The following is a 23,392-nucleotide window of genomic DNA, read 5'->3' on the forward strand; positions in this document are numbered from 1 at the left end:
ATCTTGCCTAACAGCATTTGGCAGCGCTGCCAATCTGGTTGTTCCGGAACCTGAAGCTTGGTATGTGCTCGGACGGGATGACGTCGTCTCCGCCCGGACGGCGGACGCCGTGTCCGGCTCGACGAGCCCGCAGGGTTTTGAGGGAGCGGTCATGAACGTTCATCAGCCGCGCCAGCGCCTCGTGACCCTCGCCGACGTCGCCCGCGAGGCGGGGGTCGGCGAGAGCACCGTCTCGCGGGTCCTGCGCAAGCACGGCTCGTTCTCGAAGGGCACGCAGGACCGGGTGGCCGAGGCTGTCGCGCAGCTCGGCTACGTGCCGAACCGCCTCGCCGGGAGCCTGGCGGGCTCGGCCACCTCCGCGGGCTCGCAACTCGTCGGCATCGTGATCCCATCGCTCACCAACATCGTCTTTCCGGAGCTTCTGCGCGGCATCGCGGGGGGCCTCGACGCGGTCGGCTTCCAGAGCGTCATCGCGGTCAGCGACTACGATGCCGAGCGCGAGGAGGCGCTGATCGGGGCGCTCCTGTCCTGGCGCCCGGCCGGGCTCATCGTCACCGGGCTCGAGCACACGCCGGGGGCGGTGGCGCGCCTCCGGGCGAGCGGCGTGCGCATCGTCGAGATGATCGACACGGACGGGCCGGGCCTCGACATCGTGGTGGGCTTCTCGAACCGCGCCGTGGGGCGCGTCAGCGCCGGGCATCTGCTCGGGCGCGGCTACCGCCGGATCGGCTTCGTCGGGCACGATCTCGATCGCGACCTGCGGGCGGGCAAGCGCCTCGCGGGCTTCGCCGAAGCCCTGGCGGCGGCGGGCCACCCGCTGCGCGACCGCGAGATCCTCGCCGGCCCCTCCTCGGCCGCCGCCGGCCGGGAGGCCCTTGGGCGCCTCCTGGCGCGCCGACCGGACCTCGACGCCGTCTACTTCTCGAACGACGACATGGCGCTGGGCGGCTATTTCCACTGCCTCGAGGCCGGCCTCTCGATCCCGGGGGGCATCGCGCTGTTCGGCTATAACGGCCTCGACATCACGGCGGCGATGCCGCAGCCCCTCTCCACCGTCCGGACCCCGCGCCTGCGCATCGGCGAAGTCGCGGCCGAGCGCCTGGGCGCGGGCGGCCCCTCGGAGACGGTGGATCTCGGCTTCGAACTCATCGAGGGAGCGACCGCATGAGCGAGGAGACGCGGCTTCGCGAGGAGATCTGCACTTATGGGCGCTCCCTGTTCGAGCGGGGCCTGACGCCGGGCTCCTCCGGCAACATCTCCCTGCGGCTCGACGACGGCGGCTGGCTCGTCACGCCGACGAACGCCTCCCTGGGCTTCCTCGACCCGGCCCGGATCTCCCGCCTCGACGCGGGCGGGAACCTCGTCTCGGGCGACAAGCCGACGAAGGAGATTCCGCTCCATGCCGCGCTCTACGACAGCCGGGTCGAGGCGCGGGCGATCGTGCACCTGCACTCGACCCACGCGGTCGCGGTCTCGATGCTGCCGGAGATCGACCCGAGGGCGGTGCTGCCGCCGCTGACGCCCTATTACCTGATGCGGGCAGGCGCGACGGCCCTGGTGCCGTATTTCCGGCCCGGCGACCCCGCGGTCGCCGACGCGATCCGGGGGCTTGCCGGGCGCTATGCCTCGGTGCTGCTGGCCAACCACGGCCCGGTGGTGGCCGGCAGCAGCCTGGAGAACGCGGTCTTCGCCACGGAGGAACTGGAGGAGACCGCCAAGCTCTACCTGCTCCTGCGCAATCTCAACCCCAGGACCTTGAGCCCGCAGCAGGTGCAGGACCTCGTCAGCCATTTCGGCCTGACCCTGCCGGAGGGGCAGGCGGAGGGGCAGGCGGAGAGGCAGGATTGTCCGTCATCGGGCGAGGGCCACCGGAACGGGTAGGCCGGCCCCCGAACCGCGGGGGTCAAGGCTCCGGGCGAAGCCCGACGCCGCCCCGGGATGGGGCGGGGCTTGAGCCCGCGCCCCATCCCGGGGGCGTGCCGGCCTCAGCAGAGCACCGAGGCGCGGTAGCGCGGCGCGCCGGAGGGGCCGAGCGGGACCGGCTGCGGATGCTGCAGTTCCAGGAGGACGTTCGAGCCGGCGACGATGTGGCCGGACGCGTCGCGCAACGGCGTCGGGTAGGGCATGAAGGGGACGCGCGTGCCGTCCGGGCGCTCGAGCACGGCCTGCACGCCGCGCACCGGCCGCCCCTCCCTCATGGCGACGGCCATCGGGCACTGGTCGAGGGGCAGGGGGGTTCCGTCCGGCCGGTAGATCCGCCAGGAGCCGCACCAGCGCTCGACGCCGAGGATCGGGCGACGCCCCCAGAGCTTGGCGGCGGCCTCGTTGTAATAGGTCAGGAAGCCGTCGGCATCGGTCGTGTAGACGGCGGATTCGATCTGCCGAAACAATTCCGCTCGGCTCGGCTCGTAGTTCCAGTCCGAGTCCGGCGCGTCAAAATCGTAGACCAGATCGTCATCGTCCATGGCGTTCTCCCACGACAGGCGGGCTCCGAAATGCCCGCTCTCAGCACTCCGTCTGCCCCCATCTGTCGTGGCCTCCTGGGGAACCGTTCCGGACCGACGTCGCGGACCTGCCCGGTTCTTGAGGCGGGCGCGCGAGCGCCCGGACTCCAGATCGTCCAACCATACGAGATTGTGCCTTGGAGCTTCCGGGGGCGGTCGCTCACTCGGCGCCATAACCGACGCTGCCGGTCTGGGCTCTCCCGTCTAGCCATGTACGGACGCGCCTCATTCGCACAAGATCTGACCAATGACAATACCCGAAGGCACAAATTGTTCTAACAAATGCTGGATACCGCATTGCACTGCGGTATGAAGGTATTTTGGAAAACAAATTTCTGTTCATATCCCAAGTGCCGCTTCGGTAATGCTCCGCAAATGCGATGCCGCGTGGATTGAATGCTCTCGCAATGCGTACGCCCTGGGCCGGAAGGGCCTGATGCGCGGCGCGGCTGGCGAGATCCGCATCCGCCAGGGACAGGCGAGGCGGGACAGGAGCGGCGCGGCGGGAACGGGGCTCACCTCCGCTCCCGGCACGGGTGACGGCGGCCCGGGCGCGCATTAATCTCCCGCCCGGAGACCCGCATGGCGCACGAACCCCACGATCCGCAGAACCACGACCACCCGCACGACCACCCGCATGATCACGCGCACGGATCCGGGAGCGAACTCTCCCCGATGGACCTGCGGGTGCGGGCCCTCGAATCGATCCTCGTCGAGAAGGGCTACGTCGACCCGGCCGCCCTCGACGCGCTGATCGAGACCTACGAGACGAAGGTCGGTCCCCATAACGGCGCTCGCGCGGTGGCCCGCGCCTGGGTCGATCCCGCCTTCCGGGATCGCCTGCTCGCGGATGCGACCCCGACCCTGCGGGAGATCGGCGTCGGCGGTCGCGGCGGAGAGCACATGGTGGTCGTCGAGAACACCCCCGACGCGCACAACCTCGTCGTCTGCACCCTGTGCTCCTGTTATCCCTGGCCGGTGCTCGGCCTGCCGCCGGTCTGGTACAAGTCGCCGCCCTACCGCGCGCGGGCCGTGATCGAGCCCCGGGCGGTGCTCGCCGAGTTCGGCGTGACGCTGCCCGGTTCCACCCGCATCCGCGTCTGGGATTCCACCGCCGAGCTTCGCTACATGGTGCTGCCGATGCGCCCGTCCGGAACCGAGGACCTCGACGAGGCCGGGCTCGCCGCCCTCGTCACCCGCGACAGCATGATCGGCACCGGCCTGCCGCGGCACCCCGGAGCGCGCGCATGAACGGCGGCCAGGATCTCGGCGGCATGCAGGGGTTCGGCCCGGTCGCCCCCGAACCGAACGAGCCGCGCTTCCACGCGGCCTGGGAGAAGCGCGTCTTCGGCCTCGCCATGGCGATGGGCCTGTCGGGCCGCTGGAACCTCGATGCCAGCCGCGCCGCCCGCGAGGCGCTGCCGCCCGGCGAGTACCTGACCTCGAGCTATTACGCGATCTGGCTCAAGGCCCTGGAGCGGCAGGTGACGGCCCACGGCCTCGCCACCCGCGAGGAAATCGCCTCCGGAACGGTCTCGGCGCCCGCCGCACCGGTGACGCGCGTGCTCAAGGGCGCGGAAGTCGAGCCGCTCTTCGACCGGGGCTTCCCGAGCGACCGTCCCCTCGACGTGCCGGCCCGCTTCGCGGTGGGCGAGCGCGTCCGCGCCCGGATCATCAACCCGCCCGGCCACACGCGCCTGCCGCGCTACGTCCGCGGCCGGACCGGCACGGTGGAGAGCGTGCACGGCAGCTTCGTCTTCCCGGATTCGAACGCATGCCTCGCCGGCGAGGCGCCGCAATGGCTCTACACGGTGCGGTTCTCCGGCGCGGAACTCTGGGGCGAGGCGGCCGAGCCCGGCCACGCGGTCTCGGTCAACGCCTTCGAGAGCTACCTGGAGCCGCTGGCGTGAGCGCGGATCCCATCCCGGTCGGCGCCGGCGCGGACCCGGTCTTTTCCGCGCCCTGGGAGGCGCAGGCCTTCGCGCTCGTGGTCTCCCTTCACGATCGCGGCCTGTTCAGCTGGAGCGAGTGGGCCGACGCCCTCGGGGCCGAGACCCGCCGCACCGGACGGGCGACCGATTACGCCGCCTGGCTCGCCACCATCGAGACGCTCCTGGCGGCCCGCGGCATCGCCGATCCCGACGCCCTCGCGGACCGCCGCGCCGCCTTCGCCCGCGCCGCCGCCGCGACACCGCACGGCGAGCCGATCCGCCTGGCGAACGACCCGCTCTCCCGGGACCGGGCCTGAGCGTGCCGTTGCTGACGCGCCCTCGTCACGGGGCGGGCGCTGGTCCACATTGAGGATCGCGCGTCGGGACCTTGCCGGCGGCGTCCCCGCGGGTAACTTTCGGGCCCGCGACGCGAGAAGCCTTCGCCGGCATGCGCTGGCCTCAGCCTCGAACCCGCTCGCCGCGCGAGGGCGCGAAGGAAGCTTGCCGGATGCGCGTCGTCGTCGACCTGAACCGCTGCCAGGGCTACGCCCAATGCTGCTACGCGGCCCCGGAGCACTTCGTCCTGCGCGGCCACGAGATTTTGTTCTACGACCCCGCCCCGCCCGACGCGAAGCGGGGCGAGATCGCCCGGGCGGTGCAGGCCTGCCCGGTCCGGGCCATCAGCGCTGAGGGGCTCGACGCGCCGGAGCGGCCCGAGGCGGGGGCCGCCTCGTGAGCCCGTCCCTGGATCCTGGGATCGTCATCGTCGGGGCCTCCCTCGCGGGGCTACGCGGGGCCGAGGCCCTGCGCCTGCACGGATACGCGGGCCCGCTCGCGATCGTCGGCGAGGAGCCGCACCCGCCCTACGACCGGCCGCCCCTGTCGAAGCACGTGCTGGCGGGCGAGCTGGCGCCCGGGGCGACCGCCCTGCCGAACCTCGTGCCGCTCCGGGCCACCTGGCATCTCGGCGTGGCCGCCACCGGCCTCGACCGGCCGGCGCGCACGCTCCGCCTCGGGGACGGGCGCGTCCTGCCCTACGGGCGCCTCCTCATCGCCACGGGCGCGCAGGCCCGGCCCTGGCCGGGATCCGAGGAGGCGGCCCTCGACGGCGTCTTCACCCTGCGCGGGCGGGACGACGCGGCGGCCCTGCGCGCCGTGCTGGCGCAGGGCCCGCGCCACGTCCTCATCGTCGGGGGCGGCCTGATCGGCTGCGAGGCGGCGTCCTGCTGCCGCGACCTCGGCATCGACGTGACGCTGGTCGACCCGAACCCGACGCCGCTCGCGCGGTCCCTCGGCACCTTCGTGGGCGGCGTCGTCTCGGGGCTGCTCGAGCGGGCCGGCGTCGATTTCCGCCCGGGCGTCCACGTGGAGCTGCTCGAGGGCGATACCTTCGGGCGTCTGCGGCGGGCGCATCTGCGGGGCGGCGAGACGATCGAGGCGGACGTCGCCATCGTGGCGCTCGGTGCCGTGCGCAGCACGGGTTGGCTCGCCGGTGCCGGCCTGATGGCGGATGCGGGCGGCCTCACCTGCGACGGCGCCTGCCGGGTCCTCGCGGCGGACGGTACGCCCTGCCAGGACATCTACGCGGCCGGGGACGTCGCGCGCTGGCCGAACCCCCATTACGGAGGGCGCCTCATCGCGGTCGAGCACTGGGGCAACGCCGTCGAGCAGGCCGGTCACGCGGCCCGCAACATGCTGGCCGCGCGCGAGGACCAGCAGCCCTACGCGCATCTTCCGGCCTTCTGGTCGAGCCAGTTCGGCGTCAACATCAAGGCGGTGGGCCTGACCGAGGGCGCGGACACGGTGGCGATCGTGCAGGGCTCCCGCGCCACGCGCCGCTTCCTCGCCGTCTACGGCCGCGCGGGGCGCAGCATCGCTGCGGTGTCCTTCGACGAGGGCCGCTGGCTCCCGGCCTATGCCGAGCAGATCCGGGCGGGCCGGCCCTTCCCGCCGATCCGCGACGCCACCGATCAGACCCGGATCGCGACCCACGTTCCGGGGTTCCCGGCGCCCCGCCGCGGACGCGCGGCGCCGGCCGAGACGGGAGGCATTCATGTCTGACACGCTTCTGGCCGAGGAGCCACGGGTCGCGCCCGCCGGGACGGCGCCCGCGCCGGACGACACCCTGTTCGCGCAGATCCTCGATCCGGCGAACCGGGCGAACCCGTACCCGCTCCTCGCGCGGCTGCGCGAGCGGCCGGTCGCGCGCCAGCGGGACGGCCGATACGCGGTCAGCACCCATGCGGAGATCCGCAGCCTGCTGTTCGACCCGCGGCTCAGCTCCGAGGACCTGCCGCCCTCGCGGCGCCCGCACACGGGACATGTCCTGAAGGACTGGATCCTCAACCCGATCAAGGATCGGGTCGCCACGGCGCACCGCCCGCTGATCTTCCGCGATCCGCCGGCCCACGACGCCCTGCGCCACCTCGTGATGCAGCAATTCACCGTGCGGCGCGTGCGCGGCACCCACGACCGGGTCACCGCGGTGGTCGACGCGCTGATCGAGCGCTGCCGGGGCCGCGACCGCGTCTGCCTTGTCGAGGACCTGTCCTACCCGCTCCCCGTGGCGGTGATCTGCGAGCTTCTCGGGGTGCCGGAGGCCGACGAGCCGCAATTCCAGGCCTGGGCGACGCAGCTCTCGACGGCGCTCGAGCCCGATGCGCGCCGCGACGAGGACACGCGCCGGGCCAACGTCGCCAGCTTCGACGCGATCGCGGACTACATGAAGCGGCTGATCGCCGAGAAGCGGCGCCGGCCCACCGACGACATGCTGAGCGGGCTCGCCAACCACGCCGACCCGGCGACCCCGAAGATGGGCGACTTCGACCTGATCTCGACCGCGATCCTGCTCCTCGTCGCGGGGCACGAGACCACCGTCAACCTGATCACCAACGGCATGCTGACGCTGCTGCGCCACCCGCTCGAGCTGGAGCGGCTGCGCCGGGACCCCGAGCGGGCGCCGCGCGTCATCGAGGAGCTGCTGCGCTACGAGCCGCCGGTGCATTTCCGGACCCGCAAGGCGCTCGGCGACATCGCCATCGCGGGCGAGACGATCCCGAAAGGCGCCGCCGTGATGCTGGTGCTCGCGGCGGCGAGCCGGGACCCGGCCTGCTTCCCCGATCCCGACACCTTCGACCCCGACCGGGCGGACAACCAGCATTTCGGCTTCGGGGGCGGCCTGCATTACTGCGTGGGCGCGCCGCTCGCCCGGATCGAGGTCGAGATCGCCCTGGTCAGGCTGTGCCAGCGCCTCGTCCGGCCGTGCCTCGCCCGGGATCCGCCGCCCTACCGGCCGGGGGCGGCGCTCCGCGGCCCCGCGAGCCTCGAGATCACGATCGACGGCATCCTCTGAGGCGGCCTCACTCCGCGGCCGGCTCCAACCAGGGGCGCAGCCCGTCCGCCGCGATGCGCTGCGCCGCGTGCCGGTAGCCGATCTCCGCCACGGCCGCGTAGGCGGCCCAGTCGCGCAGGTCGATGCCGGCGAGCGGCGGACGCAGGACCACGGCGGCGCGCTCCTTGGCCATCGCGGCCTGGGCATCGCTCGACACCGTCGCGGCCCGCAGCAGCAGCTGCGCGATGCCGGGCGTGGCTTGCGGCACGCCGAGGAGGCGCCGGATCATGCGGCCGCGCCAGGAGCGCATCGGCATCCGCGCGAAGGCGAGGTCGCTGCCGACGTCGACGGCGAGCACGCGGCCCCGCTCCAGGTCGGCGAGGAGGTCCGCCGGCAGGTTGTTCATGGTCCCGCCGTCGACGAGCACGCCGTCCTCGGCGATGACAGGGGGCAGCAGGCCCGGGATCGCGATGCTGGCGCGCAGGGCGCCGACGAGGTCGCCGCGGGTATGGACCATGGCGGCCCCGGTCGTCAGGTTCGCCGAGACGCAGAGGAAGGGAAGCCACAGATCCTCGATCCGGACCTGTCCGAAATGCTGGCGCAGGCGGGTGTCGACCTTGAGGCCGCGGGTGAGGGAGAGGACCGGCAGCGTGTAGTCGTTGAGGGGCGAGCTCGAGACGAAGGCCTCGAGGATGTGGGCCTGGATCTCGTCGAGGCTCCAGCCCATCGCGATGCTGGCACCCACCACCGCCCCGATGCTGGTGCCGCCGACGAAATCGATCGGATAATCCGCCTCGCGCAGCGCCCGCAGCACGCCGAGATGCGCGAAACCGCGCGCCCCGCCCCCGCCGAGCACGAGGCCGTGCGCCCGCCCGCTGACCAGCCGGCCGAGGCGCGCGTGGTCCGCGGCCCGGCCCGCCCGGACCTGATGGTGCATGGCGACGCCGAGGGCGTCGATGGCGGGGTCCGGCGCCCGGGGCACCGCCGCATCGGCGGCCTGCTCGATCACGAGATCGCAGCGCCGCCAGCCGTCCGGCGTGCCGAGGTCGACGCCCTGGAGCGCCGGGAAGGGCGGCTGGCCGGGCGCGGCGAGGAGCAGCACGTGGTCCGCCCGCCGCAGGCAGAGCCGGGTCCAGGCGCAGACCGGATCGTCGGCGGCGTAGACGACGCGCCCGTGCTCGGTCTCGTAGGCGTGGAACCAGGTCTCGTCGGCATGTTCCGGCCAGGCGGCGAGGCAGCCGGTGCGGGCGCCGAGGGCGCCCGCGAGGCTGTGGCCGAAGCCTGCGGCGGAGACCCCCGGCGTCACGCCGACCACCGCGAAGGTCATCGGCCGGTGCGGCGCGGCGCGGGCCGCGCCGCTGCGCAGCCGGTCGGCGAGGAGGCGGGCGAAGTAGAGCATCGCGCTCGGGTGCCGCGCCGCGATCTCGTCGAAGGCCTCCCGGCTCAGGCGCAGGAGGAGCGAGTCGCGCAGCACCGTGGCGGTCGCCGAGCGCGGCCCGTTCGACAGGAGCGCGACCTCGCCCACGGTCTCGGGGGGATACAGGCGGGCGATTCGCCGGATCAGGCCGGAGGCCGGATCGTGGTTCGCGACGCCGACCGCGCCCGAGACCAGCACGTAGAGGCTGTCGGCCTCCTCGCCCTCTTCGAACAGCACCCGGCCGCCCGCGATCGCGATGGGCTCGAGGCGGTCCCGGAGGGCGTCCGCCGTCACGGGGTCGAGGCTGTCGAGGAAGGGGACCCGGTAGGCGGTCCGCGCCAGGGTCTCGGCCGCGCTCATGCGGCGCCGGCCCCGAGCTTGCGCTTGAGTTGGGCCGCGGCCCCCGCGTAGCCGCCCTCGCCGCCATCGACGAAGTGGACATGGCCGCTTCCGAGCCGGTCGGGGGTGAAGCAGGTCACGACGGCCGATCCCTGGCGGACGAGGCCGTAATGCAGGAGCCCGTCCGCCTCGGCCTGCGCGAGGCGCGCCTCGATCGCCCGCGCCGTCTCGGGCGTGGCGTCGATCGTCATGCGCAGGCCGTCGTCGTATTTCCGGTAATCGGCGTTGGCGACGAGCTCGCGGAGATAGGTCGGGGCCGAGAAGCCCGGGACCGAGAGGCGCACCCGGAAGGCCAGGAACGAGGCGAGCGCCCCGGCGAGGCGCCGCCCCCGCGCGAGGAGATCCCGCAGGTGCCCGCCCCGCGCCGGCCTCAGCGCGACGGCGCCCGGGCGCCAGCCGAGATCCGGCCCGGCCTCCGGCAGCGGGCGCCCGAGGCGCGGGTCGGCCTGGACGAGCCCGATCACCGCAGCGAGGGTCCGCCGCAGCGCCGCCGCGTCGCCGCCCGCCCGCGGCACGACGATCAGCGACAGGATGAGGCCGTTCTGCGCCCGTGACGCCTCGAAGCGGCAGGACAATCCGGTGAGGTCCGGCTCCGTGCCGGGGGGCGCCGCCGGCAGGGCGTTGAGCCCGCCCTTGAGGGCCGCCTCCGCCCAGGCCAGGCCGCCGCCCCGGATCATCGCGTAGGCGACGTCGGGCGAGGGGGCGTAGCGCGCCACGCGGACGTCGTGGCCGGCCTCCCGCACGGTGCGCACGGGGATCAGGGCGGCGCGCAGGTCGAGGTCGAGACGCTCGCGCACGAAGGTGATGCAGGCCGACAGAACCGGGGCGGCGACCCGCTCCTCGCCCGGCGCCAGGAGGAAGCTCGCCCCGTCGCCGCCGAACACGAACGGGATCTCGGTGTCCGGCAGGGCGTTGCGCATCGCCGCGATGACGGCCGCGGCGGCGTAGTTCACCGCGCGGTAGCGCCCCGCCCCGATCGCCCGGGTCGAGCCGACGATGTCGCAGAGCCCGATCGTCCAGCCGGACGGAACGGGCCGAAACCGCGCCTCGTCGAGGACGTCGTCGAACCGCGCCAGGACGGGAAGATCCGCGTAGCGGAACCTGGCCTCCTCGGGCGTCCGCGTGAGCATCGCACCTGACCCCATGGGCCTCCCGTGCGGGGCGCGTCGAGGCCCCCCTCCCTGCATGCCAGCCTATCAGCCCATCGCCGCGAAGGCGCGTGCCTTCTCGCCTTCACCCGCATCGGTCCGATGGTTACGTCCCGGCGGATCGCGGGGCCCGCCGGGCCGTTGACGAGGCGATACCTCGTCCGGCGCCGGAGGGTTGTCGTGGCGCAGTTCGCCCGCCAGCGCGCCCACATGGTCGCGCGCCAGATCGCGGCGCGCGGCCTCACCGATGCGCGGTTGCTCGCGGCCGTCCGGGCGGTCCCGCGCGAGTGCTTCGTGCCCCCGCACCTGCGCGCCTTCGCCTACGAGGACGGACCGCTGCCGATCGCGGCCGGGCAGACCATCTCGCAGCCCTACATCGTCGCGCTGATGATCGATGCGGCGGCCCTGGCGCCGGGGGACCGGGTGCTCGAGATCGGCGCGGGGTCCGGCTACGCCGCGGCGGTGATGAGCCGCCTCGCGGCCGAGATCCTCGCCGTCGAGCGCCACGCGCTGCTGGCCGAGGAGGCGCGCCGATGCCTGGGGCGGCTCGGCTACGGCAACGTCGCGGTCCGCCACGGCGACGGCACCCTCGGCTGGCCGGAGGCGGCGCCCTTCGACGCCATCGTGGTCGCGGCCGGGGGCCCGGAGGTGCCCGGGCCGCTCCGCCGTCAGCTTCGGATCGGGGGACGCCTCGTGATGCCGGTGGGCGCGCGGCCGGGCAGCCAGCGCCTCGTGCGGCTGCTGCGTCGGGGAGAGGAGGATTTCAGCGAGGATGCGCTGGGGCTCGTCAGCTTCGTTCCGCTGATCGGAGCCGAGGGCTGGGCGGAGGATCCCGCCCGACGGGACGCGGGCCGGTATCAGGCCCGCTCGGAGGTCGAGTAGGACGGCGCCCGGGCGGCCCCGGTGTTCTGCTCGGCGAGCCGGCGGTCGAGCTCGCGCAGGATCGTGCATTTCGCCCGCAGGGCGTTCGAGCGCTTCATCCTGGCCTCCTCAGGCGCGGGCGACGCGGGGGTGGCGGACCACCACGGCCGGAGCCTCGCGCGGAACGGGCGGCAGGTCCGGGTACCACATCGTCACCCGCGTGCCGGCCCTGGAATCAATGATCGTGAGGGTCATCGTCGTCTCCACTCGTGATGCCCACAGGTTCGCCCGGTTTGCCGCCGGCGACTGTGAGCGGTCTCACGCATGGAGAGGATTCGAGACCGCCCACCCCGGTTTCGTCCCGATATGGGGATCCGCTGCCCGCGAAGCAGGTCCGCGGGCCGACGTTGCGCGGCCCGCGGTTACATCGAAGCCGCGTCGTTTCCGGTTGGATCGGTGTTTATTCTTGTCGCCTCTCCTCGCGCGGGCCAAGATCGCGCCGTGGCGGCCAGCCTTCAACGAGAGCCGTCCCGAGAGCCATGGACTGTCGACGCTCCGGGACATCGATCCCGGCGACATCCCGCACGAGCTTCGCGCCTGGACCGCACCCTCGCGGCGGCGTGGGAGCTGGGGCTCTGGCAGAGAAACCCTGGAGGAAACCACAGATGACACGACGCAATGGTCTGGCGCTCGCCGCGGCGCTGGCGGGCACGTTGACGCTGCCGCTCGGTGCCCACGCCCAGGACGCGGCCTTCTCGGGCGGCACGATCAAGCTCGGCATCCTGAACGACCAATCCGGCACCTATGCCGAGTTCGGCGGGCGCTCCTCCGTCGAGGCGGCCAAGATGGCGGTGGAGGATTTCGGCGGCAAGCTCAACAACATCCCGATCGAGATCCTCAACGCCGACCACCAGAACAAGCCCGACATCGCCTCCTCGATCGCTCGGCAATGGTACGACCGGGACGGCGTCGACGCGATCATGGACCTGACCACCTCGTCGGTCGCGCTCGCCGTCCAGGGCCTGTCCAAGGACAAGAAGAAGATCACCATGGTGACGGGCGCCGCCACGAGCGAGCTCACCGGCAAGCAATGCACGCCCTACGGCTTCCACTGGGCCTACGACACCCGCGCCCTCGCGGTCGGCACCGGCGGCGCGCTGGTGCAGCAGGGGGGCGACACCTGGTTCTTCCTCACCGCCGACTACGCCTTCGGCTATTCCCTGGAGGAGGAGACCAGCCGCTACGTGAAGTCGAAGGGCGGCAAGGTCGTGGGCGCCGTCCGCCATCCCCTGGCGGCGCAGGATTACTCGTCCTTCCTGCTCCAGGCGCAGGGGTCGGGCGCCAAGGTGATCGGGCTCGCCAACGCGGGCAACGACACCGCGAACACCATCAAGCAGGCCTCGGAATTCGGCATCTCCGAGGGCAACCAGCGCCTCGCCGCCCTGCTCTTCACCCTCGCCGAGGTGCACGGGCTCGGCCTCAAGGTGGCGCAGGGCCTGACCCTGACCGAGGGCTGGTACTGGGACCTCAACGACGAGACCCGCGCCTTCGGGCAGCGCTTCATGAAGCGCACCGGCAAGATGCCGAACATGGTCCACATGGGCACCTACTCGGCGGTCCTCCAGTACCTCAAGGCCGTGAAGGCCGCCGGAACCGACGAGACCGAGGCGGTGACGAAGCAGCTGCATGCCCTGCCGGTCGACGACGTCTTCGCCCGCGGCGGCAAGGTCCTGCCGAACGGCCGCATGGTCCACGACATGTACCTGTTCGAGGTCAAGAAGCCCGCCGAGTCGAAGTCGGAATGGGACCTCTACAAGCACCTCGCGACGATCCCCGGCGCCGAGGCCTTCGCCAAGGCGGAGGAGAGCGGCTGCCCCATGACCATGCGGTGACCGGGCCGGCGCGCTGATCTTTCTGGCGCGTTGACCTTGCCGACGCGCTGAGGCGGGTGGGCGGGCCTCAGCCCGCCCAGACCTCGCGGTAGAGCCCCACGATCTCCTCCGCGCTCGGCGCCGCCGGGTTGTTGGCGGGCGAGCCCGAGGCGAGCGCCTGCTCGGCCATCAGCGGCAGGAGGCGGGTCCAGCGCTCCGCGTCGAGCCCGTAGCTCTGCGGCGTCGGCACGTCGAGGTCGTCGTTCAGGGCGGTCAGGCAGGCGACGAGGCGCTCGCAGGCCGCCTCGTTGCCGTCCTGCTCGGAGGCGACGCCCATGGCGCGGGCGCAATCGGCGTAGCGGGCCGGCGCCGCCTTGACGGAGAACCGCGTCACGGCGGGCAGCAGCATCGCGTTCGAGAGGCCGTGGGCGACGTGGAAATGCGCCCCGATCGGGCGGCTCATCCCGTGCACGAGGGCGACCGAGCTGTTCGAGAAGGCGATGCCGGCCTGCGTCGCCCCGAGCATCATCGCCTCCCGGGCCGGCCGGTCGCCCGGATCGGTCCAGACCCGGCGCAGGTTCGGCGCGATGGCCCGCATCGCCGTGAGGGCGAAGCCGTCCGAGAACGGGTTCGCCTTGCGCGAGACGTAGGCCTCGATCGCGTGGGTGAGGGCGTCGATGCCCGTGTCGGCGGTGAGGCGCTTCGGCTTGCTCAGGGTCAGCTCGTAGTCGACGAGGGCGGCCACGGGCAGGTAGGCGAGCCCGATGCAGAGCATCTTCTCGTCGGTCTCCGCATCCGTCACGATCGTGAAGCGCGTCGCTTCCGAGCCGGTGCCGGCGGTGGTGGGGATCGCGACGATCGGCAAGCCCGGCGCGTCCTGCAGGTGGGGCGCCTTGTAGTTCCGCATGGGGCCGCCGTGACGCGCCAGCACCGCCACGGCCTTGGCGGTGTCCATCGGACTGCCGCCCCCGAACCCGACGACGCAATCGTGGTCGCCCCGGTGCAACGCCGCGAGGGCGGCGTCGACCGACGCGACGGTCGGGTCCGGCACCGTGTCGGAGAACACCGACGCCTCGATGCCCTTCGGTGCCAGGCGCTCGACCAGGGCCTCGACGCGGCCGCTGCCGGCGAGGAACGGGTCCGTGACGATGAAGGGCCGGCTCAGCCCGAGTTGGCCCAGGACCTCGGGCAGGAGCCCCGAGGCGCCGGCTCCGATCCGCATCAGGCGGGGCAGGGCGATCGCGCTGACCATGGTGTCCTCCGGGTTGGTTTCGGTCCGGCTGCGCCCGCGAGCCGCGGCGGCCGGACGAGGGGGCGGGTTGAGGGCGAGGCTAGAGGCTGCGCGTCCGCACGGGAACCGCTCCGGGTTACAGCGGGGGCCCCGCCACCGAGGGTCCGGCGAACAGGGCCTGCGCCCCCGCCACCTCGGCGGCGATGAAGGCCGCGACCTCGCGGATATGGGCGGCCTTCCGGTGGTCCTCGTGGATGTGCATGTGGAAGGCGCGCGTCAGGAAGAGGGCGTCCGCCAGCACGGGGGCGAGGCCGGGATGGGCCGCGGCGATGAAGGCCGGCAGGATGCACAGGCCCGCGCCCGCGAGCGTCGCGTGCACCTGCGCCAGCAGGTTGGTGCTGCGTAGCCGCGCCGTCGCGTCCGGACCGATCACGTTGAGGTAGTTGAGTTCCCGCGCGAACAGCATGTCCTCGATATAGCCGACGAACGGGTGCCGGGTGAGATCGCCGACGCTGCGGATCGGCGCCGCCGCCCGGAGATAGCTCTCGGCGGCGTAGACATAGAGCCGGTAATCCGTCAGGCGCCGGGCCACGACGCGCCCCTGCTCCGGGCTCGACAGGCTGATGACGATGTCGGCCTCGCGCTTCGACAGGCTGAAGATGCGGGCGGTCGCCAGGATCTCGATCTCGAGACCCGGGTGGCGCTCGGTCAGCCGGTGCATCCGGGGCGCCAGGAAGACGCTGCCGAACCCGTCCGGCGCGCCGATGCGCACGGTGCCGACGATGGTCCGCCCGGCGCCGCCCGCCGTCGCGGTCGCGGACACGAAGGCGCTCTCCATCGCCTCCGCCGCCGCCAGCAGGCCCTCCCCGGCCTCGGTGAGGGCGTAGCCCACGTGGCTCTTGTGGAAGAGGCGGCTGTTCAGCGCCTCTTCGAGGGCCAGGATGCGGCGCGCGACGGTGGTGTGCTCCGTGCCGGTCTGAGCCGCGGCCGCCGTGAGGGTGCCGGCCCGCGCCACCGCGAGGAAGAACCGCAGATCGTCCCAGTTCCGGCCCGGCTTCCGGCTGCTCATGGCACCGCCCACGCTTCCGGCCACCGTCGCGCGCGCTCGCACGCGCCGCGGCCCGCTGAAGAAGACCCGCTGACCGAGGGATACTGACCCAGGCCCGCCGACCAAGTTCCACTGACATTGTGCATCGATGCACAATCCTTGGGAAGTTGCCGCGCTTCCGTGTGCGCGAAACGCTGATACCCTCCCGCCCAAAGCCGGATCGCCTGAGGGTGCTCCGGATCCAGAGGAAACGGCAGAAGGAGCGCGGCCATGCGCACGATCGGGCATTTCATTGGCGGCAGGGCCGTCGAGGGCACCAGCGGCCGCTACAGCGACGTGTTCAACCCGACGACGGGCGAGGTCCAGGCGCGGGTGGCGCTCGCGAGCAAGGCCGAGCTGCGCGCCGCCGTCGAGAACGCCAACGCGGCGCAGCCCGCCTGGGCGGCGCAGAACCCGCAGAAGCGGGCCCGCGTGATGATGCGCTTCCTCGAGCTGATCCGCGGCGAGCAGGATGCCCTCGCCGAGCTCCTCTCGAGCGAGCACGGCAAGACGGTGCCGGACGCCAAGGGCGACATCCAGCGCGGCGTCGAGGTGGTGGAGTTCGCCACCGGCATCCCGCATCTCCTCAAGGGCGAGTACACCGAGGGCGCCGGGACCGGCATCGACGTCTACTCGATGCGCCAGCCCCTCGGCGTGGTCGCGGGCATCACGCCGTTCAACTTCCCGGCGATGATCCCGCTCTGGAAATGCGCGCCGGCCATCGCCTGCGGGAACGCCTTCATCCTGAAGCCCTCCGAGCGCGACCCCTCCGTGCCGATCCGGATCGCCGAGCTGTTCCTCGAGGCCGGGCTGCCGCCTGGGATCCTCAACGTCGTCAACGGCGACAAGGAAGCCGTCGACGCGATCCTGGAGGACGAGGACATCCGGGCGGTGGGCTTCGTCGGCTCCTCGCAGATCGCCGCCTACATCTATGTGCGGGCGGCCGAGACGGGCAAGCGCGCCCAGTGCTTCGGCGGCGCCAAGAACCACATGATCGTGATGCCCGACGCCGATATGGGCCAGGCGGTCGATGCCCTGATCGGGGCCGGATACGGCTCGGCCGGCGAGCGCTGCATGGCGATCTCGGTGGCGGTGCCGGTGGGCGAGGCCACCGCCGACCGGCTGATGGAGCGCCTGATCCCCCGGGTCGAGAGCCTGAAGATCGGTCCCTCGCATGACGGCTCGGCCGATTACGGCCCCCTCGTCACGCGCGAGGCGATGGAGCGCGTGCGCGGCTACATCGATACCGGCCTGCGCGAGGGTGCCGACCTCGCCGTCGACGGGCGCGACTTCAAGCTCCAGGGCTACGAGAACGGCTTCTACATGGGCGGCTCGCTGTTCGACCGCGTCACACCCGACATGACCATCTACAAGGAGGAGATCTTCGGCCCCGTGCTCTCGGTGGTGCGGGCCAAGGATTACGAGGAGGCGCTGGCGCTGCCCTCGACCCACCAGTACGGCAACGGCGTCGCGATCTTCACCCAGGACGGCGACGCGGCGCGCGACTTCACGGCGCGGGTCAATGTCGGGATGGTCGGCGTCAACGTGCCGATCCCGGTCCCGATCGCCTACCACACCTTCGGCGGCTGGAAGCGCTCGGGCTTCGGCGACCTCAATCAGCACGGACCGGACGCGATCCGCTTCTATACCAAGACCAAGACCGTGACCTCGCGCTGGCCCTCGGGCATCAAGAGCGGCGCCGAGTTCTCGATCCCGACCATGCGCTGAGCCGGAACGCGGGAGAGGGGCCATGGACCACGCGCTCGACGAGGACAGGGCCGCGATCCGCGCGATGGCGGCGGCCTTCGCGGCGGAGGAGCTCGCGCCCCGCGCCGTCCTGTGGGACCGGGAGCGCCACTTCCCGGTCGAGACCCTGCGCAAGGCGGCGGCGCTCGGCATGGCCGGCATCTATGTCGGCGAGGAGCACGGCGGCTCGGGGCTGGCCCGCCTCGACGCCGCCCTGATCTTCGAGGCCCTGGCCACCGGCTGCCCGACGGTCGCGGCCTTCCTGTCGATCCACAACATGTGCGCCTGGATGATCGACAGCTACGGCGACGCCGAGCAGCGCCGCCGCTGGCTCCCCGGCCTGATGAGCATGGACCGGATCGCGAGCTACTGCCTCACCGAGGCCGGCTCCGGCTCGGACGCCGCCGCGCTGCGCACCCGCGCCGAGCGCCGGGGCGACCATTACGTGCTCAACGGCGAGAAGCAGTTCATCTCGGGGGCGGGCGCCAGCGACCTCTACGTCTGCATGGTCCGCACCGGCGGGGAGGGCGCGCGGGGCATCTCGGCGCTCGTCGTGCCGAAGGACACCCCGGGCCTCGCCTTCGGGGCCAACGAGCACAAGATGGGCTGGAACGCCCAGCCCACCCGCGCGGTGATCTTCGACGACGCGCGCGTCCCGGTGGAGAACCGCCTCGGCCCCGAGGGCGCGGGCTTCCGCTACGCCATGGCCGGGCTCGATGGCGGGCGCCTCAACATCGCGGCCTGCTCGCTCGGCGGCGCGCAGGCCGCGCTCGACAAGACGATCGCGTATCTCGGCGAGCGCCGGGCCTTCGGGCAGCGCCTGAGCGACCTGCAGGCCCTGCAGTTCCGCCTCGCCGACATGGCGACGGAGGTCGAGGTCGCCCGCACCTTCCTGTGGCGCGCCGCCGCGGCGCTCGACGCCGAGGCGCCCGAGGTGACGCGCCTCAGCGCCATGGCCAAGCGCTTCGTCACGGACGTGGCCTTCCACGTGGCGAACGAGGCGCTCCAGCTCCATGGCGGCTACGGCTACCTCGCCGATTACGGCGTCGAGAAGATCGTGCGGGACCTGCGCGTCCACCAGATCCTCGAGGGCACGAACGAGATCATGCGGGTGATCATCGCCCGCTCGCTCCTCGGGGGACGCTGATGGGCAGCGACGTCATCGTCGAGGCGGTCGGCAGCCTCGGGCGGATCCGCCTCGACCGGCCGAAGGCCCTGAATGCCCTGACCCACGCCATGGTCGGCGACATCGATGCCGCCCTCGACCGCTTCGCCGCCGATCCCGGCATCGGGGCGGTGCTGCTGAGCGGGGAGGGGGAGCGCGGCCTCTGCGCCGGCGGCGACCTGCGCTCCCTCTACGCGAGCGAGGGCACGGGCTTCGCCGAGACCTTCTGGCGCGACGAGTACCGCCTCGACGCCCGGATCGCGCAGTTCGAGAAGCCCGTCGTGGCGGTGATGGACGGCATCACCATGGGGGGCGGCGTCGGGATCTCGGCCCATGCCCGCCACCGCATCGTGACGGAGCACTCGCAGGTCGCGACGCCCGAGACCGGCATCGGCTTCCTGCCCGATGTCGGCGCGACCTGGCTGCTGCCGCGGGCGCCCGGCGAGATCGGGACCTATCTCGGCCTCGCCGGCGAGGCGGCCGGCGCCGCCGACGCGATCTTCGCGGGGCTCGCCGACGCGATGGTGCCGCGCGCCGCCGTGCCGGACCTGATCGGCGCCCTCGCGGCCCTGCCGGCGGATGCGGGGCACGAGGGTGTGGGCGCCGCGATCGAGGCCCGCGCGCAGGATCCCGGACCCGCGCCGCTGTCCGAGGTCCGCGACGTGATCGACCGGTGCTTCGCCTACGACATGGTCGACGAGATCCTGACCGCGCTGGAGGCGGACGGATCGGACTTCGCCGCACGCACTCGGACCACGTTGCTCGCCAAGGCCCCCGCGAGCCTCGTGCTCACCCTCTGCCTGCTGCGCCGCGGCCGCACCGCGCCGTCGCTGGAGGCGAGCCTCGAGAGCGAGTTCCACGCCGCGCTCTGGATGCTGGCCGAGGGGGATTTCCGCGAGGGCATCCGGGCCGCCGTGATCGACAAGGACCGGCGGCCCCGCTGGCGCCCCGCGGCTCTGGCGGAGGTCGATCCGGCGCGGATCGCGCGCTGGCTCGAGCCGCGGGCGGAGACGGTGTTCCCGGGGAGGCGCTGAGGCGGGCGGAGGCGCGTCCGCCGGATCTGGGACGGGCGCCCGCGCCGTTGTCCCGCATCGCCGTTCACGCCTCGAGCCCCGGTTCGGGAAACCTGCGGACCACAAACCAGGTGCGGGCGCGACGCCCGGACCGCGAAGAACGGGAGGAACCGAAAGATGTCTGAGATCATCGGATTCATCGGTCTCGGCAACATGGGCGGACCCATGGCGGCGAACCTCGTCCGCGCCGGCTACCGGGTGCGCGGCTTCGACCTCGATGCCGCCTCCCTCGCCACCGCGAAGGAGGCCGGGATCGAGATCGCCGGCTCCGCCCTCGAGGCGGCCGAGGCCGCCGGCACCGTGGTGACGATGCTGCCGGCGGGCCACCACGTCATCGAGGTCTGGACGCAGCTCACGGAGGCCGCCCCCTCCGGCACCCTGCTGATCGATTCCTCCACCGTCGACGTCGCGAGCGCCCGCAGGGCGCATGCGCTGGCGGAGGCCCGCGGCTGTCCCTCCGTCGACGCGCCGGTCTCGGGCGGCACGGGCGGCGCGAAGGCCGGGACGCTGACCTTCATGGCGGGCGGCAGCGAGACCGCCTTCGCGCGCGCCGAGCCGATCCTCAAGGGCATGGGCCGCAGCATCTTCCATTGCGGCGAGGCCGGCGCGGGCCAGGCCGCCAAGATCTGCAACAACATGATCCTCGGCATCTCGATGATCGGGGTCTGCGAGGCCTTCGCCCTCGGCGAGAAGCTCGGCCTCTCGCGGCAGGCCCTGTTCGACGTGGCCTCGGTCTCCTCCGGCCAATGCTGGTCGCTCACCACCTATTGCCCGGTGCCGGGCCCGGTCCCGACCTCGCCCGCCAACAACGCGTACCGTCCGGGCTTCGCCGCGAGCCTGATGCTGAAGGACCTGCGCCTCGCCCAGGCCGCCGCCGGCACCGCGGGCGCCGCGACCCCGCTGGGCGCGGAGGCCGCGCAGCTTTACGCTGTGTTCGAGGGCCTCGGGCATGGGGGGGACGACTTCTCCGCCATCATCAACATGCTCCGGGGCCGCCACACGGGAGACCAGGGCTGATGGCCTACGAGACGATCCTCACCGAGACGCGCGGCCGCGTCCTGCTGATCACCCTCAACCGGCCGAAGGCGCTGAACGCCCTGAACGGGCAGCTCACCGAGGAGCTGATCGCCGCGGTGCAGCAGGCCGACGCCGATCCCGAGATCGGCTGCATCGTGATCACGGGGTCGGCCAAGGCCTTCGCGGCGGGCGCCGACATCAAGGAGATGCAGAGCGCCACCTACGCGGAGATGTATGCGGGCGACCGCTTCTCGGCCTGGGACCGGTTCGCCGCCCTGCGCATCCCGACGATCGCGGCGGTGGCCGGCTACGCCCTCGGCGGCGGCTGCGAGCTCGCCATGATGTGCGACATCATCCTGGCGGCCGACGACGCGGTCTTCGGCCAGCCCGAGATCAAGCTCGGCGTGATGCCGGGCATCGGCGGCAGCCAGCGCCTGACCCGCGCGATCGGAAAGGCCAAGGCGATGGAGATGTGCCTGACCGGCCGCACCATGGATGCGACCGAGGCCGAGCGCGCCGGCCTCGTCGCCCGCGTGGTGCCGGCCGAGGGGCTCCTCGACGACGCCCTGCGCACGGCCGAGACCATCGCCGGCATGTCGAAGCCGATCGCGATGATGACCAAGGAGGCGGTGAACCGCGCCTACGAGACCACGCTCACGGAGGGCGTCCGCTTCGAGCGCCGCGTCTTCCACGCGATGTTCGCCACCGCCGACCAGAAGGAGGGCATGGCCGCCTTCGTGGAGAAGCGGCCGGCGAAGTTCCAGCACCGGTAGCGCGGCCCTTCGGGACGGCGCGGATGACGGGCGCCGCACGAGAACGACGCCAAAAAGGCGATGCCAAAAACGATGCCAAGCAACAATTGGCCGAAGACGACCTTGGGAGAACGTCCATGCCGAGCTTTCGGGAGTCCCGTGATTTCCTGCTGACCCACCGCACCGACTACGGGGCCGCCTATGCGGGCTTCCGCTGGCCGGACGCCTCGCAGTTCAATTGGGCGCTCGACTGGTTCGATGCCGACCTCGCCGCGCGCCCCGAGAGCCGCGACCGCCCGGCGCTCCGGATCGTCGACGCCGCCTCGGGCGACGAGACGACGCTGACCTTCGCCGAGATGGGAGCCCGCTCGAACCGGGTCGCGAACCACCTGCGCGCGCTCGGCCTGAAGCGGGGGGACCACCTGCTGCTCCTGCTCGGCAACGTCCCGGCCCTCTGGGAGACGATGCTCGCCGCGATGAAGCTCGGCGCCGTGGTGATCCCCGCCACGACCCTCCTCACCGCCGAGGAGCTGGCCGACCGGATCGACCGGGGCCGGGCCCGCATGATCGTGGCCGGGCCGGATCAGGTCGCGAAATGCGACGAGCTCGCCACCGAGGGCGTCATCCGGATCGTCACCGGGCCGAGCCAGGCGGCGGGCTGGCACGCCTATGCGGGGGCCGACGCCGCCTCGGATCGCTTCGATCCCGACGCCGAGACCGGCGCGGAGGATCCGCTCCTCCTCTACTTCACCTCGGGAACCACCGCGAAGCCGAAGCTCGTCCGGCACAGTCACAGCAGCTACCCGGTCGGGGCCCTCTCGACCATGTACTGGCTCGGGCTCCAGCCCGGCGACGTGCACCTCAACGTGTCCTCGCCCGGCTGGGCGAAGCATGCCTGGAGTTCGTTCTTCGCCCCCTGGAATGCCGGCGCCACGGTGTTCGTCTGCAACCAGGCGCCGTTCAGCGCGACGGCCCTGCTCGCCGTGATGGCGCGCTGCGGGGTCACCACGCTCTGCGCACCCCCGACCGTCTGGCGCCTGATGATCCAGGAGGACCTCACGGCCCAGTCCCTCGCGCTCCGCGAGGTCTGCGCCGCCGGCGAGCCGCTGAACCCGGAGGTGATCGAGCGGGTGCGCCAGGCCTGGGGCCTCACCATCCGCGACGGTTACGGCCAGACCGAGACCACGGCGCAGATCGCGAACTCGCCCGGCCAGACCGTGAAGGTGGGGGCGATGGGCCGGCCGCTGCCGGGCTACCGGGTGCGCGTGCTCGACCATGACGACCAGCCGGCGAGCGAGGGGGAGGTCTGCCTCGCGCTGGGGGCGGAGCGACCGGCCGGGCTGATGCAGGGCTACCAGACCGAGACCGGCGGCATCGCGCCGGTGGAGGGCGCGGTCTACCGCACGGGCGACGTCGCCTTCCTGGACGAGGACGGCTACCTGACCTTCGTCGGGCGCTCGGACGACGTCTTCAAGTCCTCGGGCTATCGCATCAGCCCGTTCGAACTGGAGAGCGTGCTGATCGAGCACGAGGCGGTGGCGGAGGCCGCGGTGATCCCGGCTCCCGACGCGATCCGCTCCACCATCCCGAAGGCCTACGTGTCCCTCGTGGCCGGCGCCGAGCCGAGCCGCGAGACCGCCCTGGCGATCTTCCGCTTCACCAATGCGCGCCTCGCTCCGTTCAAGCGCCTGCGCGGCATCGAGTTCGTCGAGGAACTGCCGAAGACGATCTCGGGCAAGATCCGCCGCGTCCAGCTCCGGCGCCTGGAGCACGAGGGCCGGACCGAGGATGCCTACCGGGGCACCGCCTTCGCGCAGGGCGACTTTCCGGAGCTGCGGGGCGGCGGGGAGACGAAATAG

The 23,392-nt window shown here is 72.5% G+C and carries 23 protein-coding genes; 16 read left to right on the forward strand and 7 right to left on the reverse strand.

Features of this window, described 5'->3' with window-relative positions; genetic code table 11:
- The first annotated feature begins 151 nt into the window (after positions 1-151).
- Complete coding sequence (locus F6X51_RS10795) at positions 152-1,168, forward strand: LacI family DNA-binding transcriptional regulator (protein ID WP_150963433.1); 1,017 nt, start codon at positions 152-154, stop codon at positions 1,166-1,168.
- A complete protein-coding gene (otnC, locus tag F6X51_RS10800) occupies positions 1,165-1,881 on the forward strand; it encodes a 3-oxo-tetronate 4-phosphate decarboxylase (protein ID WP_246696741.1) in 717 nt (238 codons plus the stop codon). The genes F6X51_RS10795 and otnC overlap by 4 nt, the downstream gene beginning before the upstream one ends.
- A gap of 104 nt (positions 1,882-1,985) precedes the next feature.
- Here otnC and F6X51_RS10805 read toward each other — a convergent pair whose 3' ends face one another.
- Positions 1,986-2,465 (reverse strand): PAS domain-containing protein, encoded by a 480-nt coding sequence (locus F6X51_RS10805; RefSeq protein WP_246696742.1) that lies wholly within the window; start codon positions 2,463-2,465, stop codon positions 1,986-1,988.
- Positions 2,466-3,086: 621 nt separating this feature from the next.
- Between F6X51_RS10805 and nthA the strand changes: the two genes are divergently transcribed.
- From nthA to F6X51_RS10835, 6 genes are all read left to right on the forward strand, one after another.
- Complete coding sequence (gene nthA, locus F6X51_RS10810; protein ID WP_150963435.1) at positions 3,087-3,755, forward strand: nitrile hydratase subunit alpha; 669 nt, start codon at positions 3,087-3,089, stop codon at positions 3,753-3,755.
- Positions 3,752-4,414: a nitrile hydratase subunit beta gene (gene nthB / locus F6X51_RS10815; RefSeq protein WP_150963437.1), complete on the forward strand. Its 663-nt coding sequence runs from the start codon at positions 3,752-3,754 to the stop codon at positions 4,412-4,414. Before nthA ends, nthB begins: the two co-directional genes overlap by 4 nt.
- A complete protein-coding gene (locus tag F6X51_RS10820) occupies positions 4,411-4,752 on the forward strand; it encodes a nitrile hydratase accessory protein (protein ID WP_246696743.1) in 342 nt (113 codons plus the stop codon). Before nthB ends, F6X51_RS10820 begins: the two co-directional genes overlap by 4 nt.
- Positions 4,753-4,943: 191 nt before the next feature.
- On the forward strand, positions 4,944-5,171 hold the full coding sequence (locus tag F6X51_RS10825; RefSeq protein WP_150963441.1) for a ferredoxin: 228 nt from the start codon (positions 4,944-4,946) through the stop codon (positions 5,169-5,171).
- The gene (locus tag F6X51_RS10830; RefSeq protein ID WP_150963443.1) at positions 5,168-6,496 is read left to right on the forward strand and encodes an NAD(P)/FAD-dependent oxidoreductase; all 1,329 of its coding nucleotides are present in this window, start codon (positions 5,168-5,170) and stop codon (positions 6,494-6,496) included. The genes F6X51_RS10825 and F6X51_RS10830 overlap by 4 nt, the downstream gene beginning before the upstream one ends.
- On the forward strand, positions 6,489-7,787 hold the full coding sequence (locus tag F6X51_RS10835; protein ID WP_150963445.1) for a cytochrome P450: 1,299 nt from the start codon (positions 6,489-6,491) through the stop codon (positions 7,785-7,787). The genes F6X51_RS10830 and F6X51_RS10835 overlap by 8 nt, the downstream gene beginning before the upstream one ends.
- Positions 7,788-7,794: 7 nt before the next feature.
- On the opposite strand, the gene F6X51_RS10840 is transcribed toward F6X51_RS10835, so the two are convergent.
- Together F6X51_RS10840 and F6X51_RS10845 are read right to left on the reverse strand one after the other, a co-directional pair.
- Entirely contained in the window at positions 7,795-9,543 is a 1,749-nt protein-coding gene (locus F6X51_RS10840; protein WP_150963447.1) for a patatin-like phospholipase family protein, read from the reverse strand.
- Positions 9,540-10,712, reverse strand: a complete 1,173-nt coding sequence (locus F6X51_RS10845; RefSeq protein WP_150963449.1) for a DUF3095 family protein — start codon at positions 10,710-10,712, stop codon at positions 9,540-9,542. The genes F6X51_RS10840 and F6X51_RS10845 overlap by 4 nt, the downstream gene beginning before the upstream one ends.
- A 198-nt stretch (positions 10,713-10,910) precedes the next feature.
- Between F6X51_RS10845 and F6X51_RS10850 the strand changes: the two genes are divergently transcribed.
- Positions 10,911-11,612, forward strand: coding sequence for a protein-L-isoaspartate(D-aspartate) O-methyltransferase (locus tag F6X51_RS10850; protein WP_246696744.1), 702 nt, complete (start codon positions 10,911-10,913; stop codon positions 11,610-11,612).
- On the opposite strand, the gene F6X51_RS28875 is transcribed toward F6X51_RS10850, so the two are convergent.
- Together F6X51_RS28875 and F6X51_RS28880 are read right to left on the reverse strand one after the other, a co-directional pair.
- Positions 11,588-11,710, reverse strand: a complete 123-nt coding sequence (locus F6X51_RS28875; protein ID WP_281407635.1) for a hypothetical protein — start codon at positions 11,708-11,710, stop codon at positions 11,588-11,590. The genes F6X51_RS10850 and F6X51_RS28875 overlap by 25 nt on opposite strands.
- 10 nt (positions 11,711-11,720) lie before the next feature.
- On the reverse strand, positions 11,721-11,846 hold the full coding sequence (locus tag F6X51_RS28880; RefSeq protein WP_281407636.1) for a hypothetical protein: 126 nt from the start codon (positions 11,844-11,846) through the stop codon (positions 11,721-11,723).
- A 410-nt stretch (positions 11,847-12,256) separates the two neighbouring features.
- Here F6X51_RS28880 and F6X51_RS10855 point away from each other — a divergent pair, with 410 nt between their 5' ends.
- Positions 12,257-13,483, forward strand: coding sequence for an ABC transporter substrate-binding protein (locus tag F6X51_RS10855; RefSeq protein ID WP_150963453.1), 1,227 nt, complete (start codon positions 12,257-12,259; stop codon positions 13,481-13,483).
- Positions 13,484-13,550: 67 nt separating this feature from the next.
- On the opposite strand, the gene F6X51_RS10860 is transcribed toward F6X51_RS10855, so the two are convergent.
- Together F6X51_RS10860 and F6X51_RS10865 are read right to left on the reverse strand one after the other, a co-directional pair.
- Entirely contained in the window at positions 13,551-14,714 is a 1,164-nt protein-coding gene (locus F6X51_RS10860) for an iron-containing alcohol dehydrogenase (RefSeq protein WP_150963455.1), read from the reverse strand.
- 115 nt (positions 14,715-14,829) lie between these two features.
- Positions 14,830-15,762, reverse strand: a complete 933-nt coding sequence (locus F6X51_RS10865; protein ID WP_150963457.1) for a LysR family transcriptional regulator — start codon at positions 15,760-15,762, stop codon at positions 14,830-14,832.
- Positions 15,763-16,011: 249 nt separating this feature from the next.
- Here F6X51_RS10865 and F6X51_RS10870 point away from each other — a divergent pair, with 249 nt between their 5' ends.
- The 6 genes from F6X51_RS10870 to F6X51_RS10895 all read left to right on the forward strand — a co-directional run bounded on the left by F6X51_RS10870 (position 16,012) and on the right by F6X51_RS10895 (position 23,392).
- Positions 16,012-17,508, forward strand: coding sequence for a CoA-acylating methylmalonate-semialdehyde dehydrogenase (locus tag F6X51_RS10870; protein ID WP_150963459.1), 1,497 nt, complete (start codon positions 16,012-16,014; stop codon positions 17,506-17,508).
- Between the two features lie 22 nt (positions 17,509-17,530).
- Positions 17,531-18,673 (forward strand): acyl-CoA dehydrogenase family protein, encoded by a 1,143-nt coding sequence (locus tag F6X51_RS10875; RefSeq protein WP_150963460.1) that lies wholly within the window; start codon positions 17,531-17,533, stop codon positions 18,671-18,673.
- The gene (locus F6X51_RS10880) at positions 18,673-19,725 is read left to right on the forward strand and encodes an enoyl-CoA hydratase/isomerase family protein (protein WP_150963462.1); all 1,053 of its coding nucleotides are present in this window, start codon (positions 18,673-18,675) and stop codon (positions 19,723-19,725) included. Before F6X51_RS10875 ends, F6X51_RS10880 begins: the two co-directional genes overlap by 1 nt.
- Before the next feature lie 156 nt (positions 19,726-19,881).
- Positions 19,882-20,781: a 3-hydroxyisobutyrate dehydrogenase gene (gene mmsB, locus F6X51_RS10885; RefSeq protein WP_150963464.1), complete on the forward strand. Its 900-nt coding sequence runs from the start codon at positions 19,882-19,884 to the stop codon at positions 20,779-20,781.
- Positions 20,781-21,554 (forward strand): enoyl-CoA hydratase, encoded by a 774-nt coding sequence (locus F6X51_RS10890; RefSeq protein ID WP_150963466.1) that lies wholly within the window; start codon positions 20,781-20,783, stop codon positions 21,552-21,554. Before mmsB ends, F6X51_RS10890 begins: the two co-directional genes overlap by 1 nt.
- A gap of 116 nt (positions 21,555-21,670) precedes the next feature.
- Complete coding sequence (locus tag F6X51_RS10895) at positions 21,671-23,392, forward strand: AMP-binding protein (protein ID WP_150963468.1); 1,722 nt, start codon at positions 21,671-21,673, stop codon at positions 23,390-23,392.

The sequence above is a fragment of the Methylobacterium planeticum genome (genome assembly GCF_008806345.1).
In the GTDB taxonomy this organism is placed as follows: domain Bacteria; phylum Pseudomonadota; class Alphaproteobacteria; order Rhizobiales; family Beijerinckiaceae; genus Methylobacterium; species Methylobacterium planeticum.